Origin of the sequence: Bdellovibrio sp. (assembly GCF_036384735.1) — a bacterium.
Lineage (GTDB): Bacteria > Bdellovibrionota > Bdellovibrionia > Bdellovibrionales > Bdellovibrionaceae > Bdellovibrio.
On sequence record NZ_DASVLT010000035.1, the window covers coordinates 178,244 to 196,215 of the forward strand.

Here is a 17,972-nt window from a genome sequence, read left to right on the forward strand (position 1 = left end):
GATCGAATGGCTCGATTCGCTGACAAAGGAAAACCCATGTATAAACAAACCGCCCTACTGTTACTTATTAGCGGACAGGCTTTCGCGGCTCCGACGATTTTTCCGACATCTGTGACGACGCTTTCTAGTATCACGAACAACACGACGTCTAATATCGTGGCTGACTCTGTGGATTCAAAACATATTTACGTCATGCCACCGTCCGTGGCCGTTTCTCAAATCGGTGGACTTCATACACTCAGTGCGAACCTGGGATTCTGCCGCGAGATGGCTGATGACAAAGACTACTCGGCAGCTCTTGCCAGGAAAATCAAAGATCTAACTTTACAAGAAACGGACGCAAAAAAAGACGCCGATGTTGTCCGCCAAAAATTATTTGCAGCAAAAGAAGAAGCGGCGAAATTCACGATCCAAGCTAGGCTTCAAGATTTAGCAGATCTTGATTCAAATATCGCGACAAACGAATCGCGTCTTTCGGATTTATATAATCAAGCCAATAGCTGTAAAACGACTTGCGATGAAATCAATCAAGAGATTGATGACTTGGTTAAAAATAAAGCAGAGCTTATGAAAAATCGCAGAACGCTGGTGCAAACTCATGCGGCGGACATGCGCACTTACGAAAAATACCAAGCTCAAGTACAGGCTCTCCAAGAAAACCTGGATGATCTGACTAGTTCTTGGCAAAAAATCAGCACTCGCGTGAAACAGGTTCGCAATGACTTTCTAGATATGTACTCTTCCTTTGCAAAGATGGAAGGCGCAAGAGCATCCCTTTCGTTTAAGAGTGATTGGAATCAAAACGTAGCAAATCTAAAAGCTAGTAATCCGGGCATCGAATTCGAAAAAATACCGACACAGAATGCTCAGGTGCTATCGAGCCTGACAATCGAAAACCTCCCTGGTGCAGAAGCTGTTTTGGCTTATGAAGTAGGCGGACAAAATGTCAATGGAGTTTTAAAACTTTCAAGTTATCCGGAATCATTGTCAGGCAATGTTGTTCTTAGCCTAGTTGGCGCGTGCCCGGTATTGCACAAAGACTGGTACGAAATTCCTGATACTCAATCAACGGCCACAGATCAAATGAAATACGGTCTGACTATTAGTTATGAATATCCGACGACTTTCACGGTAAGTGCCGTTGCTCACTACAACATGTACAAGATGTATCAAAAAATTGTATCCAGTGGCTCTAGCGGTGGATTCTTTAGCTCAAGATCTTGGACGAACGTGGAAGAAAAAAACATGTTCAAAGATTCATTCACGGTGAAGTGGGATGAACAAGATCCAAGTTTTTCGTTGTCAGACGAACAGAAAGCAGACATCGAAGCAGAAATGCGAAAAGGGATTTTTGATCGCATAGCGAATTTGGTGATTCCTCAAAGCCCGGACAGAAACGGAATCATTCAAGCTGTGGGCGCTCCGAAGCATGGCTCTCTAGTACTAGCAGATTCATTGATGAAAACATGTCCAGGAAATGCATATTGCATCGGCGCCTCGATTGCGATGAATGTTCTAGACGCTATCTTCGGTAGCAGCTCTGCAACATCTTCATATCTACAGACGTATGATGCCGATCTGACGGAAAGCTATTCGCGTTCTAAAGTTGTCTACAAACCTGCAATCACTTCATATCAGTAAAGATATAAAAGGGATCGAGCTATGAATTACTTAAACAATAAAAAAATGATTCTTGCCTCTGTAATTGCGTGCGTGAGCCTACAAGCTCACGCAGATGACATCGCCATCGCTAAATCTAGTTTCTGGCAGGCTCCATTTAGGACTTCGATGCAGGTAAGCCTGATCAATCCTAAAAGCTCTTTAATCAAAGAGTGTGAGGAGTTCAAAAAGGACATCTTTGCTGCTGATGGTTCAGTGAAAGTATCGGCCAATAGTGCGGATACTTTAAGGCAGCTTTCTTCGGATGATTCCATGGAAGATTCATTCTCTGCGGTATTTATTTTGGGAAATTCAGTGGCAACAGATCTTGTTGCTGACATTCCTACCACTGCTTTGTCATCTATTCCTTATTATAATCAGACCAGCTCTCATTCCGAGGTTATTACCTCATCTTTATTCGGATTTAAAAGTTCGTATGGTGCGGGCTCTTTGCAGGCGGTTAGTGCTTCTTTGGGCCTTCAAATTTTACCCATTCACCTGATCTATGTTGCCGGAAAGGTAGCGCTCAAAGTAGATGGTCGAGATACCGCTTGTGATATTGTCAATCATGCGACAATCATTCGTGCTCAAGGGACGGTCCAAGTTCAATTGCCACAAAAAAGCCAGATTGCTTTGAACGAGTTTTATAGTTCGGTAGAGAGCCAAAGTCTCAGCGTTTTGTCTTTAGACGAAGGCAAATTTTCTAAAGCAGCCAGATTGGGATTCAGGCTAAGTCAGTTGATTTCGCCAACAAGTGGTTATTCCGTTGAAGTAGAGAAAAGTACATTGGCTTTATTCAAACTTCTTTTTGGTGAAAATACTTTAGAGCCATCTTTTGTGTGGAGCCGATTCGACGGAAAGAACAGCCTAGTTGTATTTGGAACCTCGGTTAAAGAACCTGTGACGGTCGAGCTTCTAAACTAAGGGTGATCTTATGAAGACAAAACTAATAGCTGGTGTATTAATTATGGGAATTGTCATTCTAGCTTTTAAAGCAAATGAAGAATTAAAGCTTTCGGGCTCGGCAGAACTATTCAAGAAGACAGTCGATTCGAGTGGTCCTCTTTCGAATTCTACAAGTACTGTGGTGGGAAATTCTGCGAGTTTGCATGAAATCGGTTTAGCCCATGAAGATTCATTTTCTGGGTTGCCTACGGTAAATAGCATTATGGATCAGTATCGAACTTTGAGCGAGTCAGAGCTTCGAGCCGAAATCGTTCGTGTATCTCAAATCGCAGAAAGTCGCGATCTGTATGAAAAGGCCAACTCAGGAAGAATTTCGCAAATCGAAAGAAGGGACTTGGCGCAAATCATTCGCATCAATACGGCCCTTCATCATCTTCTGATTGATCGCGAGCTTGAACGAAACTGATTTTTGCAAAGAAGGAACTTATGAAATACTGGATTTTGGCTTTGTTGGTTTTGTTTAGTCTTACGGGATGTCTTAAGACCAAGTCATCCAGTCAATCAAGCATTGATATGACTGCGGATGATAAAAAGACATTGGTACAAGATTGCATTGATATGAAAGCACAAGGAAATATCTTCGAGCTGTTGGCCAGGATCAAAAAGGATACAGATCGCATCTTGGGAATTCTTTCGGATGAAAAGCTGAATACTAAGGAAGATGAAATTAGAGCTCTTGCAGATCGTATTTCAGAAAATGCGAAAAAAGTAGAAAGCCTTTCTAGTGAAGCTTGGACGACTGCAAGATTTAACCAAGATATAAAATGGGATATTGATGCTTATGATTTCAAGGATCTTATCGGCCCTCATATGGGTGGCTTTAAGATCAGAGATTATGAAATCAGTGGCGTCTATCTGATGGGAGCGAAGCGAGACGACCTCTTGGGCAATCTGACGATGACTTCGGATGAAGAGGGCATTCATATTTCATATAAAAATAAGGCAAGTTCTTTGGAAGTGTGTGAGCTACAAAAAACGTTAATGATTGTTGTCGAGGTTCGATACCAAAACGTACTTCTTAAAGGTACGCGATACTTTGATCTGATTGTGAAAAGATAGGAATGCCCGATGAAAAAATTAATATTAATCAGTGGTCTGATGCTTTCGTTGTGTGCTTGTAGCCAGGGTGGTGGCGGATCTTCTGGAGGTGCCGGTGGAAAAGGAGCTGAAAGGTCTGAAATAGAAAAATGTCTACAAGGACTTTCCTCGATTCAGAATCTAGAGGAAGCCATCGAGGCAGGGTATAGGATCAAATCATGTGGCTATTCCGAAGAGCAAATCACAGCGATTGTTCGATAGATACCATGTGGCTATAATTTAAGCGGCCTTTTTGAGAAGTTCTTTAAGATCCGGATTTGTTTCGAAGAATACTGGATCTGTGGATTTATAGTATTCGGCTAAATGCTTTACTACAAAAGATCCACTGGCTTGGAATAGTGGATTTTTTGAATCTAAGAACTCATTTAGTTTACCGGCTAGTTCAGAGTCGAAGTTCTCTTTGCCAGATACAAGCAATGCATCGGCAGAGACACGGTTGTGCTTAGCATAGATATATTTTCTTAGGAAGCGAGTGTCTTTCGCCAAATCACCAAGAACAATAATCGTATTCGCCTGCGTGCGAGGATCTTGATGATCTAAGCACGCCGTCAACATGTCGATGAGCGATTCTTGGACAAAGTTAGGTGGAACTAGATTCGAGCAAAGTGAAATGATTGAGGCTAAGACTTTTTCGCTAAGCCCAGCGGTGCGGTTCGCTTGGATTCCGCGAGATAAAAGCTTTTCAAATGCATAAACCTGGTCGCCCGTAGTGTGACGAACTTTAAAATGCTTAAGAATTGCGAAAACGCTGAAGAAAGAGACTTCGTCATTTTTGCTTAAGCATTCCTCAAGGTAAGAATAGATATGAATCAGATCTTTATCACCACGGAAGTAGTCCAGGAGCTTGATGGAGCCGTTATTGATAACATCGTTTACTGTGTAAAACTCTGTGGATTTCGAAATACTGATTGGATGGTCGAATCCCTTGAGTAGGACTTCTTTCGACTCGCCGATCTTGGCTAAATTTTGAACCTGCTCGATACTGTCAGTATAGAATGTAATAGAACTATGCTTCTTATCTTCAACTTGACTTAAAAGACGTGCGGATTCGATTAGCGGCAAACCCGAAAGACCAAATCCCGAATCCTGTGGTACAAATCTAATTTTTCCTAATACAAAACTGCCTTTTACTTTGAAATAGTGGTCGGCTCCAGCGGGCAGATGATCTTCGATGTCTTGTGCGATTTCAAAGATACTACGCAGACAAGCGACGGCCATGGCTTGTGAGTTCGCTTTTCCCTCTTTAATGTGGAAAACAATTTCGTCCCCGACGTATTGATATACTAAACCGTTATAACGTTCAATGATTTCACGGGCGCGCACGAAATAGGTATTCATCATATCTGTGACGTATTCGTCCTTCTTATCAAGGAAGATTTGCGTGTAGCCATTTAAATCGACACGAATCATGGATGTTTGGAATGAGTAGGGGGCTTTTTTGCCTGACCTCATTTCGTGAACGATAGCTGGGGTCAGAGACTCAGTATAAACTTTGTTTTCGTACTCCAACGTTTTCTTAGTCGTCTCGTAAGACTTTGCTGCTTGCAGCAGGGTATGTGCTTCTTTAGAAACAGCTTTTACGTTTTTCATTTCAGAACGATTTTTAGCAGACAATATTTTGCTGAGATCGATGATATCTTTTAGGAAAACATAGACGATAAATGACAGAAACAAAGTCACCATTAAAATGTCGCGCAGAATGGGGCCTTTAAGATCTTTCAAGGTTTGCAAAATAATGTCGTTGCGGTTTTGGAAAATCCCTACGGTGAGACGATAGTTGAAAATTTTGATTGTTCTAAAAGAGATATTCTTTGTCTCTAGGATTTGATTAAAAACCTTAAAATCCGCGTTTAAAGAACCGACATCTCCGTTGGTACTGTAAGAACTAATAACCTCGGCATTTTTTTGAAGGATAAAGAAGTGAATAAGACCCAGGTCCTTAGCTTTCATTAAGTTCTGCGTGATTAAACTTGTATTTTCAGTCACAAGTTGTGGGACTTGATTGTCTTCCACATAGATCATCTGCGATTGCTTGTCGTGAATAATGTCAGCAACCATTCCAGAAACATTATAATAAAATTGACCTAAAGTCAGACCTACATAGCAAAACCAAAAGGTTGCCACGATTAAAAGGACAATCGATTTGTTGCGTTTATTTTTGACGGACAAAACGATTCCCTTCATCTAAGAAAATAACATCGCCTTTATCAGCCCCGTAAGAGTTCCCGTAAAGATCGACGATGGTGACTTTGTTAACTTTTAAAGTATTTACGAAAGTCGGATCCTTGAGCTTGTTTTTCGAAGTGTCGTAGTTCGCATTGGATATGAATGTGACGACTTCATCCTTTGATGCCCCAGTGGATGAAGAGTTACTAGGGGTCCCCGAGGATGCTGTTGATGCCGCTTTCCTTCCTGAAGTAGCCGTTCTAGCTTGTGCTTGAGCGCTTGGACCAGAAGAGTCTGCACTTGCTATCCCAGAACTTAGTGATCCTACTGTTGGATTTGAAACTCCCGCCGCCGCTAGATCGCTTCCGCTTCCACTAGATGCAGGTCTTCTGCTGACAGAGGCTGCTCTTTTTGCCATCGCAGAGTCATTCGATGGAGGTGAAGCAGATGTAGTAGAAGATGTGTTGTTATTGTCAGAAACAGTGGTGGCAGCCGGTGCCATCGCGGAATTTGAGTTTGAAAGATCAATCTGTTCAACAACTTTTTCGTCTGCCTTCAACGTATTTCTAGACGTGATATTAGCAACTCGACCGTTGCTAGTTGAAGCGATTGTTCTAGAAGGTGAAGTAGATCTTGAAGAATCCGTGTACGAGTCCGAAGAAGAGACATAGCTGTCACTTGAACTTCCAGTCGATGTGTCAGCAAGTGCAGGCGTATTCATTGTGCCCATCACTTGATTCGCCATTCTTAAAACAGGCGCGCCTTCCGAGTAGCTATTGTTAACAGCATCGGAAATTCCTTCTGGAGTTTTCTGAACTGTAGTCTGGGCTAGAGTTTCGGCGGATGGAATTGGCGTTGCAGTGGCAATTTCTTTCGCCATATCGACCGGGGTATTTTCAGGTGTCTTCAGCTCTTGAACAGCGAATTCTTTTGATACAGGAAGTCCGAATGTTGACGTTTTCGCATTGGCCAATTTTTGAACTTCTTCTGTGGAACCTTTCGCGGCGATTTTATCTGCGGCATTTTGAACCGAATTTTTTCCAAAATTAAAAGAGGATCCCTCATCTCCATGTTTAATGATAGCTCGATTTTTATTTATAGTGCATTCGTGCACAATTTTTTTAACAGTTGTCTCGTCTTTAAGATTTGTTCTATGAAGAAGCTCATGTAGCAAAAGGTCCTTTAATTTATTCTCTTGTCCGTCAACCACCCTGGGAAATGTAATCCTGATTCCTCCGCCTTCTTGGTGTACGGCAGTTGGTTCGGTAGCTTTGTCAGACACTTCACAGGTGATCCCTTTTTTGAAACCGGTATCACCAATTGCCAAAGATGCAATTTCTGTCTGATAACTGGCGGAAGCGGATTGTGCTGCAAGTTTTCCATCTTCAGATTTGCCAAAGAAAGTGTCGCCATTCTTCTCGATGCAATTTGAAACAGGACTTGGAATATCGTCGGATTGATTAAATGCATCTGTAAATGTGAGATCAGCCAAAGCACTTTCGATGTCTATGAATTGATCGGCACACGAAGCTGAGTCAATATAATCGTATTTTTCGATATTTGTAGCTACATCTTCTTTTTGCATTTTTTTTGCGAGAGAAATGAGATCATTTTTATTATTAGATTTGGTAATTGGGCAGAGTTTAGGATCATTAAATCCATCAGTATTCGACAGATCTCCATGCATTAAAAGTGGTTTGCGTTTAGCGGCTACCAAAAGCTCCCATGATCTGTCTTTTAATTTAGAGGGCTGATAAATCGCTTCAAGGATTTGATGTGGGAGAACCTTTTTTATTTTCATAAATGAAGGCGTTCCATGTACATATCTTACGGCTACTTCAAGCGGACCTTTCTTAAGTAACCAATAATCCACCTTGCCATCAAGATCTGAATCAATTCTGGTGTCAGCATAATCTCGATAAGAAACTATCGATTTGCCGACTTCATTTTTTACAAATGCTTTTCCTGGGTTGATAATGGCTGCGGACGACTGTTTGTATGGAACAGCCCAAGAGTTTTGAAATAGAAATAAAGTGCCTAGAAGTACTTTAAACACAGCTTCTTTTTCGGTACAAAGTTGCTTTCGTTTAAGAGGTTCAAGTGGATACTGGACATAGGGCTCGGATTTAATTCAGGACTTTCAGAACGGTCGAGTATTCAGCACCATAAATATTATGAATAAATCATTGTTTTTCTTTGCCCTTACGCTGACTGTTGCGATAGCAGCCAATGCAAATGACGACCAACTTTATGGGTTGAAGCCTATTGGAAGTAAAGACATTCCAAAAGGTGAAGAACAGTTGGTAAATAATCTTCCCCCAGTAATGTCACAAGATACTTTAGGGATTTGCTTTGGATTCGCTGCCTCGACGATTTTAACAGCAGAAAATTGCAGAGCAAAAGGAACAGATTGTTCGTCATTGCCTCCGAGCCAGATATTTTCTCCTATCGGTCTAGTAAGGTTTGCAGAGGGCTCCGAAACAACGAATAGTTCTGCTCAGCATGTAGGTTCAAATATTGGCGGAAGCACTTCTCTAGTTCTACAGAAAGTTGCCTACAGTGCTGGAAGAGCGCCGTCTGAACAATGTCTTTCTCTAGATAAAATTTTAGATAAAGTCGGTGGAGCTAAAGATGCAAATCACATGCAGGAGGCTCTATGGGATCGTCTGAAATCATATTACGATCAGTATCATGAAAAGGCAAAGAGCTGTCCAACTTGCGCTTCTGAGATGTGGGCGGCGGGTAAAGAAAAAAATGATATCACTGAAAATTTCGATATAAATAAAACTAACGATGAAATCGTAAGGGCATTTGCACAAGATAGCTATAGAGAATTTTTAGGGCAATTATTTCTTCCAGTAGAATGCAATAAGTTATCTGCTATGGTTAATTTTGATGGAAAAAATAAAGTTAACGTCGAAGTATATCCTGATAGTAGTAAGCCGATCTCTGACGAAGATAAGAAAAAAACAAAATATCAAGTAGCTATCGATAAGATTCATGAAGTCCTAAAGCAAAAACGACCGTTGGCTTTAAATAATATATGCTTGGATCAAAAGGTCTCAAATAATTGTGGCAATGTACATTCTTTAGTGATTGCCGGATATCGAAATGTCTGCAACCCATCTCGATGCTATGATGCTGTCAAGGTCGTTAATAGTTGGGGTCAATCTTGGCAAGACCAAAACAGTCAGGGTTGGGTGGATGCCAAAGAACTCTTAGATAGAACTCAATATCAGGATGCTTCGCTAGTTTGGTTGAGTGACAGGAAGTAGTTATGAAGTCATTTTTACTGATATCACTTTTCTCGACCTCGGCATTTGCTCAAACATCACTTAAGCTTTTCGAAAACGAAAAATATAAAGACATCAAGATTACAGAGTTTCAAAAGGTACATCTTGGTTCAGACTGCATAAAATCCGGAAAACCAAACTGTCAGGCCTGGGCTACATACAGTGGAAAACCGAAAGAAAATACTAAAGCGAACACGCCACTTGCGGGTGATCCGGCGGCTCATTACTGTTGGGATGTTGGTGCAAAGAATAGAATCTTGAAGTCATCCGATAATAAAGAATACGACTATTGCATTTTCGACGACGGTTCTATGATCGATGCGTGGGATCTTTACTATAAGCACTTTCCGCGGAAATAACGCGATATCTTTGTAGAGAATCCGCAAACATCTAATAGATTCAAGAAAAGCTTCGTTAGCAAGTCATTCAGTCAAAATGCTTTCAATAAAAATTAGATGTCTTTGATGGTAGTTTTTACTGAGCCGGTCAATATCGTGCCTGTTTTGCCAGGTTGACCGTCAGCTCCATTTTTTCCAGCAATACCTGGAGCGCCTTCTTTGCCATCGTTAGCGCGAATGCACGGTTCGCCAGGAAAACTTCCGGCTTTTCCACCAACTCCACCGGGGAAACCAGCTCCGCCAACCCCACCTTTTCCAGGGCGTCCAACATGTTGTCCAATTTCTACGGAAAAATTCTTTGAATCATCGATGACCAAAGAAAGCGAACCGGAGTTTCCACCGTCTGATCCGTTTTCGCCATCAATGCCCGCAGGACCTTGCTTGCCATCGAGGCCATTTTCAGGCTTCTTTACGCATGACAGAGCTTCAGCTCCTTGACAGCCACTATCTATATTAGCTCGAGAGCATGCGTGGCCAATAATTCCCAACTTTCCATCGGCACCATTCGCGCCGGCAAGAGCAGGATTGCGATCACGTGTAATTCCTTGGGCTTTTTCTAAATCAGAACCATTACGACCATTGATACCATCTGCACCTACTAGGGCGACTCGAAGAAGTCCTTCGGCATGAGCAGCCTTGATAGCGATTGAAGAACCGATTAGTTGAGATAGATCTTTTGCGGCCGTGTTTGGAATATTTGAAATGATATTTGCAGATGTCGCAAAAATGTCAGAGCCAACATTTTTGTTCGCCATAAAGAGATAATTCGTAGAAATACTTAATGTAAATCCATTCAAATTCAAACGAGACGTTGAATCAAAAAATACTCGATTGGCTTCAATATTGAGATTGGCTTCTAAATCCTGGTCGCCTTGTACAAAATAATCAGTCGGCGCAGCTTTATTTATTTCTAAACTAGAAACGTCACTGCCGATTTGATCTGTAGAGGTTAGTACAATTTTGAATTTCCGTTTATTTTCAACCTTCTCTTCATAAGAAGAAACACGCGTAAAAATTTGCTGTGAGCGATTATTTATTTGTAGTTTCACTCTGAAAATATTGGAAGGCCAAGTAATGTGCATGATGTAATAACCAGGTTCATCCTCCGTAAATTTAACGGCAACATTTTTATCGTTTAAGTTGCCATTGGCGGCTTGCTTTTCTTGCTCATTTTGAAGGGTCTGTAAGACGTCCTGCTGTGCGGCTGGAGAGGATTTATCAGAGTCTTTTTTAAAGGAGCATGCACCTAAACTGAGGGCAAAAACGACTACTATTGTTATACCTCTCACGGAGACCTCCAAATGGAAGTTGATTTATACCCTAATGAGGGCGCATTTTGCCACTGTCAGAGATTTTGACAGGGAATAATTATAAGGCCGAACAAGTGTAAGACGGGGGTTCCCCTGCGGTCTGTTCGTTATGTTTTCCGCGAAAATAACGCGGCACCTGCTTTCGAAATCCTCTAGGCAAGAATTCAAAGCTTCAATACGATACCTCCTGGAGCATAAAGGCTGTGGAGGTTTTCGTGAGATTTTTCATTCTTTCAGTATTGGCGTTTCCTTGTTTTGCATTTGCAGGTCCTAATGTAACTCCTGATTTCACGTGTATGAACGAATTGCCAACGACGGCATTCTATTCGAAGCCTATTAAGAACCAGGATGGTGATGAACTTGTTGAATTCAAAGTTGAGCATCATTTTGGTGCGCAAAATGCTCCGATCTTTTCTGGAGTTGTTACTGCTCATGATTTTCCGATGTTGAAAGAGAAGGCGGATGTCATGAAAAAACTCGGCAACACATTCACTGTGAGATTTAAAAAAGTAGAGTGTGAAAAACACGGAGATCAATTGTTCTCTTGCGGGCACGGAGACGATGTTGAAATAAATGGTGTTAAAGTCGGAGGAATCGGTTTCGTGACTCGAGTTGTGACGACAAAAGTTTATGAATACACGATGACAACAAACGAAGTGAACTTTTCATTCATTCTAGATGGAATGTCTTATGATATGCCAATGAGCTTCGGTCCGGATGAATGTACATTTAGAAACTAAAAAAAGGCTCCGATAAGGAGCCTTTTTTATTTTCGCGAAACAAAAGGATTATCTTTTAAATAAAATCGCAGGGGCCACTTGGCGGCCTCGCCAGCATAATCGACTCCTATTCGAGGCTTTATTTCGATCTGCTTCTTTGAAACTTCAAAGCTATCATCACTTATATACAAAGCAGATTTCTTTTTCCACAAGCGAAGGCCATCGTGTTCGCGAGTGATGCCATAGTGTTTGCAAAGCTTGCCGGGCCCGTTCGTTTTTAGATCTTTTTTCTTAATATCTGTATGATGAGGCAGCGGTTCTACTCCACGAATGAGTATGGCCTCGGGATGATCGATAGTGCGAGTCACTACATTCAAACAGTTGTACATACCATAGATTAAATAAACATAGGAATGTCCGCCATCCAAATACATCGATTTAGTGCGAGGGGTTTTTCTGTCACCGAAAGTGTGTGCAGCCGGATCGTCGACATCGAGGTAAGCTTCGACCTCAACAATGCGTGCGCGAGATTCTTTGCCAGTGATATTGATATGTAAAACTTTTCCCAGCAGAGCTTTCGCAACGGATTCAGTGTCCTCGAAATAGAATTCCTGAGGCAGGATCATGAGATTCGGCAGATGAAGCTGATCTGCCGTCCAGATTTTTCTTTATCTCGTCGGTACGAATGAAAATCCTCGTTCGTAAATGTGTCGATATGTAAGTCAAAGGCACGATCTGCTTCAACACCGGCAGCTTGTAGCTGTGCTTTGACGACTTGGTTCAAATCCACCAAAGCTTTGTCGTCAGAAATCTTTTCTGTGTAAGAAGCCTTTTGTAATTCAGTTAAAGAGCCAAGTGTATTAAGAATTTGATCGCGGACATCAAAGCCCACTTCAAAACTTTTCTTTTGAATATGCGGCCCGATAATAACGTCTAATTCATTAGTGGGTGCACCCTGCGCAGCTAATTGATCAATTGTCTTAAGAACAATCTTATTGGCAACGCCGCGCCATCCAGCATGAACTCCTGCAATCAAGCCAGTCTTATGATGATAGAACATCACAGGAACGCAGTCGGCAGTGACTACACACAAAGCCAAATTTTTTGTACGAGTAAAATGAGCATCAGCGATCTGCTGGTAGTCTTGAGAAGAGTCCTTCGATTCAACGACAGCATCGCTGTGAATTTGCTTTACGCGAGTGAAATCAAAATCAGGATAGGCCAATTTCAAATTATCTAATTGTGATTCTTTAGCACCGAAAAGCATCACGAGATGAGGCGTGCGAATTTCATATCCCAGCTTTGTTTGTTCGATATTCACTACAGTCCCCATTTCTTGATGAGGCTTAGAATGTCTTCAGGCCAATCCTTCTTGAAGAACATTCTTTCATCCGTCCTAGGATGTGTAAACCCAAGCTCTGCCGCATGAAGAAGAAATCTTGGAAGAGCTCTAAGATCTTCCTGAATAACCCTTTGCTCAACGGATTTTATTTTTTTGTCGGCTCCATATAGATTATCACCGGCAATTGGCAAATTATTTTCAGACAAATGCACACGGATTTGATGTGTGCGACCTGTTTCAAGTTTCAATTTCAAGTAGCTCAAATTGCTTTTCCGACTAAGAACCTCGTAATGTGTCGAAGCCCATTTGCCAATCATTGGTGGGTCATCGGGATCTGTCCAAATTTGGCCTTCGTCATTACGAACAGAAGCATAGCGTTTGCGATCAACTGGATGGCGAGCCAGATAGCTGCGAATAGTTCCAGTCATTGTGCGAGCGGTGCCAATGCAAACTGCATAATAAATTCTGTGTGTGCTGCGTTCCTTAAATTGAGCGGTCAAAGATTCATGAGCTTTGTCGTTTTTTGCGACGACAATAATGCCGCTCGTTTCTTTATCCAATCGGTGAACGATGCCAGGACGTTCTTCACCAAACTTCATCGACAAATCATCCGTATGTGAAATCAAAGCATTCACTAAGGTGTCATGCGCGTGGCCTGCAGCGGGGTGGACAACAAGGCCCGCGGGCTTATTAATTACAATGACGTCTTGATCTTCAAACAGAACATCCAACTTTAGATCATAGGGTTGAAGCTCTGACGGAGTCGGCTCTGGCATTTGAATTTCAATCAGATCGCCAGCTTTAATTTTCAAAGAAGCTTTTTCCGTTTTGCCGTTTACAAGAACATGTGAATTATCAATAAGATGGCTAGCTCGAGAGCGGGTTTCGATTTCAGGAATCAAAGACAAAGCTTTATCAAGGCGAAGCCCGGCCATCTCTTCGCTGGCAGTTACTTTTAAAGTTGTCACAGGGGTGTTATTTTCCAAGGGAGTTTTTGAAAATCTTCATATAGGAATCGGCGACTTTTTTGTCGTCAAGATTCAAAGCTCTGGCAATCTGTACAACGTATCCGCGTACAAAAACCACAGCTGGAAGATTTGCTGGTTCGACTCTTTCAATCGCAGTGACATACCAAGAATTGATCTTTGTGATTTCGCTCATGCGCTCAACAGAGATCTGCTTGTATTCGCGAACCTTTTTAAGGAATTCGCCTGTCCAATTTTCTTGCGACGAAATTTCTTTTTCGAATGCAGGGTCCTTCGTATAAGCAGCTTCTTTTTTCTCTGTTTTAGTTTCAGGGAAAAGTTGCTTGCTCGCTTCAACGATCGAATTGTAAGTAAGGTCGTTCAAAGAGGCACGACCACTTAACAAACGTTGATCGTAAATATTGCGAAGGATTTTGTTTCCAAGAATTTGATAGGCTTCCTCGATCATCACAAGAAGTTCACGGGCTTCTTGTTCAGAGAAAATTGTATAGATCGCGGGATTATCGCCTGAATACGTGCTGCGGGCGCGCTCATAAGCCGCAGTGACCTCGTGTTGAGGTGCACCGGACGTTAGTTCTAGAATTTCATAATAATTATATCGAGCCGCTTGCATCGTAGGTATTATACTACGGCTCTAAGTTCCTCTGGAGCAATAAGTTGTTTGCATGTGGCCAAAAATTGTCCCGCAAGTGGCGTGAACGGTTGGGCAATTAACACATGCTCACGGCCTTTAACGGACTGCCACACTGCATTGTCGTAATCGATGGAGCTGAGGAAGTCTAGACCAAGGTCGTAATACTTATTGCAAACACTTTTCATTGAGTGACCCAAGTCGCATTCTGTCTGGCTTCGAGCTGAGTTCACGATCAGGCGAACTGGTGACGTTGTTAGATTTTCAAAGAAGTCGTAGTGAATGCCTGTTTGATCCTTCAAATAAGAGCGGAACGAAAATGGTTTTGCCAAAGTTCTTTGGCGATGACTGCGCAAAGTGGAAATCATATTGCCGTAAGCATCTGGCGTCGCATTCTCTTTCAAAGAATGACAAACGTAAGACTCAATAAAGCGATACGTCTTTTCAATGCTTGTTGGTTCTGGTGTGGTTACCAAAAACTTTTCATCAGCAGCTCTGAATAAATTTAAATGTGGTTCCAAAGCGCCCGCACCTAAATCAACGATCACATAATCAGCGCGAAGAGATTTCAACTGTGGCACCAGGTTTTCGATTTGCGCCATCGAGAAATCAATCGGTGTCCAAGAATCCCAGAACCCTTGAACATAAGACAGTCTGGAAAATTGAGTTGGAATCACCAGCTCTTGAAGAGTTTTAACACCTTCAAAGAAGTGGCGAATGTTCATGTGTGATGGATTCATTCCGTATACTGTGTGCACATTCGCACCGCTGAGATCTAAATCCACTACAACAACTGAATGGCCCAATTTAGAAAGTGTCAGACCGAGACTTGAAGAGACAAACGTTTTACCAACGCCGCCTTTTCCAGAAGCCACAACCCAAAGTTTGGCTTGATGGGGCTTATCAGAAGAGTTTTTAAATGTAAGCGCTTCTACGTTGTCGTTCTCAAAGTCTCTTTCCATGATTCCTCTGATTACTTTAGTGGGGAAATAAGAATTCCCTTTTTTGTCTCTTCGGCTTCAGAGGCTCGAATATAAAGGGGGATAAATGATTTCCAGTCCAAAGTTTGTTTACTCAAGGCGCGCTTTTCCGACATCAATGCCAGAGTTTTTGCCTCGGGATAGTCACGAGGCTCTGTCGGGCGGTGCATTTTCTTCGCAAGTTCTTCTGGGAAATATTCGTGATAAGTCTCCCAACCATCGCCGACAACTGTGACATCACAGTCAATGTGCTTGGAAAGATCGCGCACTGGGATAGCCTCCGGACCTTTGACGTATGTCGGTTCATCGCCGTTCATATCAAACAATCCTAGATACACCATATTCTTATAGGCATTAATGATAGAAAGAACCGGATAGGAAGAGCCGCGAGCTTGTTCGGCAAGCAACACTAAAGAATCTATTGTTACAAGGGGCTTGTTGAAACTGTATGAAAAGGTTTTTCCGGCGTTGGCGGCAACACGAATTCCGGTAAAACTTCCAGGACCTTGGCCAACGGCAAAGGCATCGATATCTTCAAGTTTTAAACTGGCTTTTTTGAGGCACTCATCAACGTAAGGAGAGATAATTTCGGTATGTGATTTTTGTCGCAGAGAAGACTCCTCTGCGACAACGCGACCATCGATAACGACAGCGACCCCGCCAAGCTGGGTGCTGGTTTCCATTGCTAGAATTTTCATAGGCCAAGTAAACGCGTAAAGTCGTTGAACAAAGCAAAGATCATCAGGCTCATTAACAGAGCCAGACCCACTTGCTGTGCAACTTCCATCTTCCTCATACTTAAAGGCGCCCCCTTCACAAGCTCAATGACATAGAACACTAAGTGTCCACCATCAAGCACGGGAACAGGCAGAAGGTTCAAAATAAACAGGTTCACTGAAATGATCGCCATCATTTGCAAGAACTGAGTCATACCGATCTTGAATGTCTCGCTAGCAGCTTGGCCGATAGACAAAACGCCACCGATATTTTTTGGCGAGATCTTCGCTTCGAACAAGCGAACGAAACTCATAACTGTCATGACAGAGACTTCCCAAGTTCTTTGAGTTCCACGAACCAAAGCGTCGATTGGGTTTGTCATCTTCACAGTCATCAATTCTGGATTTGCCAAGTTCACAACAGGAGCGATACCGATAGTGTAGCGCTTTTCCTCAGCACCATTCGCAGTCATCTGAGTCGTCATCTTCGGAGTGATTTTCAGATTGATCGTCTGACCATCGCGAAGAACAGATAAGCTGACCGGATTTTTGCCATCGAAAGAACGGATGTTATTTAAAACATCTTCCCACTTCGTCAAAGTGATATTGTTGATCGAAACCAAACGATCCATTTCACGAAGACCTGCGGCTGCGGCAGGGGACTCTGGGATGACTTTGCTCAAGTAAAGCTCTGAGCTTTCAAGACCCAAGCTTTGCATAGAATAAGACTTAATAGATTCAATCGGAGCCATCGTGATTGTGATTGGCTTTTCAGTCTTATCACCTTCACGAACACCTAGAACTTCCAAAGTAAGAGTTTCCTTTGGTGAAAGCTTTGCGAACAAAGGTTCTAGCTCTCTCCAATAAGTGATCTTCTGACCGTTGATTGCGGTTAGAGTGTCACCCGTGCGCAAACCCATCGCATACAGCGGAGAGGTGTTTTGCACGCCCACAGTAGTGCCTGCAGACATTGGACTCAAACCATCGACATTTGCTACGTAGTCGTAGCTGCTTAGAACATTTGGATTCGGCTCTGATTTCGCATCAACAGAAACTTTAGTTTGCTCTTTTGAACCTTCATGAAGAACCACAGCGTCCAAATGAAGGTCGCGGTTTTCCTTTTGATTTAGAACGCGTTGGAAATCTTCCCATGTGTTGATTGGCTTATTATTCACAGAAACCAAACGGTCACCAGATCTGAAGCCTGCATTGTAAGCCGCAGACTTAACGGGCACATCGCCAAGAACTGGCGTCTTCGCATCTTCACCGATCATTGCTACCGAAAAGAAAATGAAGATCGCAAAGAAGAAGTTCATCAAAGGACCCGCAAGAACGACAGCAATTCTTTGCCATACATTTTTGTGAGTGAATGAATACTTCTTATCTTCTTCCGAAATATGATCGCCTGGTTGTTCGCCAAACATTTTGACGTAACCACCTAAAGGGATGATTGAAAGAGCATAAGTCGTATCGCCTTTTTTATATTTTAAAATTTTCTTACCGAATCCAAGACTGAAAACTTCGACACGTACGCCGCACCAGCGAGCAACGAGGAAGTGACCCAATTCGTGAATAAAAATGAGCACTCCAAGAAGTACTACGAACGGGACAATAGCAGAAAGACCTTGATGTAAGAAATTTAGAAGCATATCCATCCGCCCATTGTAACGGGCACAGGATGTGAGGAGCTAGGAAATTACATAATTTA

At 42.3% G+C, this 17,972-nt stretch carries 18 protein-coding genes; 8 read left to right on the top strand and 10 right to left on the bottom strand.

All coding sequences use genetic code 11. The annotated features are described in order from the left end of the window. The first annotated feature begins 36 nt into the window (after nt 1-36). The 5 genes from VF412_RS10345 to VF412_RS10365 are packed head-to-tail and all read left to right on the top strand — an operon-like array spanning nt 37 to nt 3,924. The gene (locus VF412_RS10345) at nt 37-1,641 is read left to right on the top strand and encodes a hypothetical protein (RefSeq protein ID WP_331339164.1); all 1,605 of its coding nucleotides are present in this window, start codon (nt 37-39) and stop codon (nt 1,639-1,641) included. A gap of 21 nt (nt 1,642-1,662) precedes the next feature. Continuing rightward, nucleotides 1,663-2,583, top strand: a complete 921-nt coding sequence (locus tag VF412_RS10350) for a hypothetical protein (protein ID WP_331339165.1) — start codon at nt 1,663-1,665, stop codon at nt 2,581-2,583. 10 nt (nt 2,584-2,593) lie between these two features. Next, entirely contained in the window at nt 2,594-3,031 is a 438-nt protein-coding gene (locus tag VF412_RS10355) for a hypothetical protein (RefSeq protein WP_331339166.1), read from the top strand. A 20-nt stretch (nt 3,032-3,051) separates the two neighbouring features. Beyond that, nucleotides 3,052-3,684: a hypothetical protein gene (locus VF412_RS10360; RefSeq protein WP_331339167.1), complete on the top strand. Its 633-nt coding sequence runs from the start codon at nt 3,052-3,054 to the stop codon at nt 3,682-3,684. A 9-nt stretch (nt 3,685-3,693) separates the two neighbouring features. Then, nucleotides 3,694-3,924, top strand: coding sequence for a hypothetical protein (locus tag VF412_RS10365; protein ID WP_331339168.1), 231 nt, complete (start codon nt 3,694-3,696; stop codon nt 3,922-3,924). A gap of 18 nt (nt 3,925-3,942) precedes the next feature. On the opposite strand, the gene VF412_RS10370 is transcribed toward VF412_RS10365, so the two are convergent. Further along, a complete protein-coding gene (locus tag VF412_RS10370) occupies nt 3,943-5,907 on the bottom strand; it encodes an adenylate cyclase (RefSeq protein ID WP_331339169.1) in 1,965 nt (654 codons plus the stop codon). Further along, nucleotides 5,876-7,945: a hypothetical protein gene (locus VF412_RS10375; protein WP_331339170.1), complete on the bottom strand. Its 2,070-nt coding sequence runs from the start codon at nt 7,943-7,945 to the stop codon at nt 5,876-5,878. The genes VF412_RS10370 and VF412_RS10375 overlap by 32 nt, the downstream gene beginning before the upstream one ends. Before the next feature lie 118 nt (nt 7,946-8,063). On the opposite strand from VF412_RS10375, the gene VF412_RS10380 reads away from it, so the two are divergent. Together VF412_RS10380 and VF412_RS10385 are read left to right on the top strand one after the other, a co-directional pair. Then, nucleotides 8,064-9,164 carry a hypothetical protein gene (locus VF412_RS10380; protein ID WP_331339171.1) on the top strand — a complete coding sequence of 367 codons (1,101 nt, stop codon included), beginning with the start codon at nt 8,064-8,066 and terminating at the stop codon, nt 9,162-9,164. Between the two features lie 2 nt (nt 9,165-9,166). After that, nucleotides 9,167-9,541 (top strand): DUF333 domain-containing protein, encoded by a 375-nt coding sequence (locus VF412_RS10385; RefSeq protein ID WP_331339172.1) that lies wholly within the window; start codon nt 9,167-9,169, stop codon nt 9,539-9,541. 92 nt (nt 9,542-9,633) lie between these two features. On the opposite strand, the gene VF412_RS10390 is transcribed toward VF412_RS10385, so the two are convergent. Continuing rightward, complete coding sequence (locus VF412_RS10390) at nt 9,634-10,869, bottom strand: hypothetical protein (RefSeq protein ID WP_331339173.1); 1,236 nt, start codon at nt 10,867-10,869, stop codon at nt 9,634-9,636. A gap of 236 nt (nt 10,870-11,105) precedes the next feature. On the opposite strand from VF412_RS10390, the gene VF412_RS10395 reads away from it, so the two are divergent. Further along, entirely contained in the window at nt 11,106-11,630 is a 525-nt protein-coding gene (locus VF412_RS10395) for a hypothetical protein (RefSeq protein WP_331339174.1), read from the top strand. Nucleotides 11,631-11,656: 26 nt separating this feature from the next. Here the strand turns inward: VF412_RS10395 and VF412_RS10400 are convergent, their stop codons facing one another. From VF412_RS10400 to rseP, 7 genes are read right to left on the bottom strand one after another with little or no spacing between them, the layout of a single operon-like run. Then, nucleotides 11,657-12,235, bottom strand: coding sequence for a DNA-3-methyladenine glycosylase (locus VF412_RS10400; protein WP_331339175.1), 579 nt, complete (start codon nt 12,233-12,235; stop codon nt 11,657-11,659). Beyond that, complete coding sequence (gene pgeF, locus VF412_RS10405; protein WP_331339176.1) at nt 12,232-12,930, bottom strand: peptidoglycan editing factor PgeF; 699 nt, start codon at nt 12,928-12,930, stop codon at nt 12,232-12,234. The genes VF412_RS10400 and pgeF overlap by 4 nt, the downstream gene beginning before the upstream one ends. Beyond that, on the bottom strand, nt 12,930-13,919 hold the full coding sequence (locus VF412_RS10410; protein ID WP_331339177.1) for an RluA family pseudouridine synthase: 990 nt from the start codon (nt 13,917-13,919) through the stop codon (nt 12,930-12,932). Before VF412_RS10410 ends, pgeF begins: the two co-directional genes overlap by 1 nt. A gap of 7 nt (nt 13,920-13,926) precedes the next feature. Beyond that, entirely contained in the window at nt 13,927-14,550 is a 624-nt protein-coding gene (locus VF412_RS10415) for a helix-turn-helix domain-containing protein (protein WP_331339178.1), read from the bottom strand. Between the two features lie 8 nt (nt 14,551-14,558). Then, a complete protein-coding gene (locus VF412_RS10420) occupies nt 14,559-15,530 on the bottom strand; it encodes a P-loop NTPase (RefSeq protein ID WP_331339179.1) in 972 nt (323 codons plus the stop codon). Between the two features lie 11 nt (nt 15,531-15,541). Beyond that, complete coding sequence (tsaB, locus tag VF412_RS10425) at nt 15,542-16,231, bottom strand: tRNA (adenosine(37)-N6)-threonylcarbamoyltransferase complex dimerization subunit type 1 TsaB (protein WP_331339180.1); 690 nt, start codon at nt 16,229-16,231, stop codon at nt 15,542-15,544. Between the two features lie 11 nt (nt 16,232-16,242). Beyond that, complete coding sequence (gene rseP / locus VF412_RS10430) at nt 16,243-17,919, bottom strand: RIP metalloprotease RseP (RefSeq protein WP_331339181.1); 1,677 nt, start codon at nt 17,917-17,919, stop codon at nt 16,243-16,245. Nucleotides 17,920-17,972 lie beyond the last annotated feature (53 nt).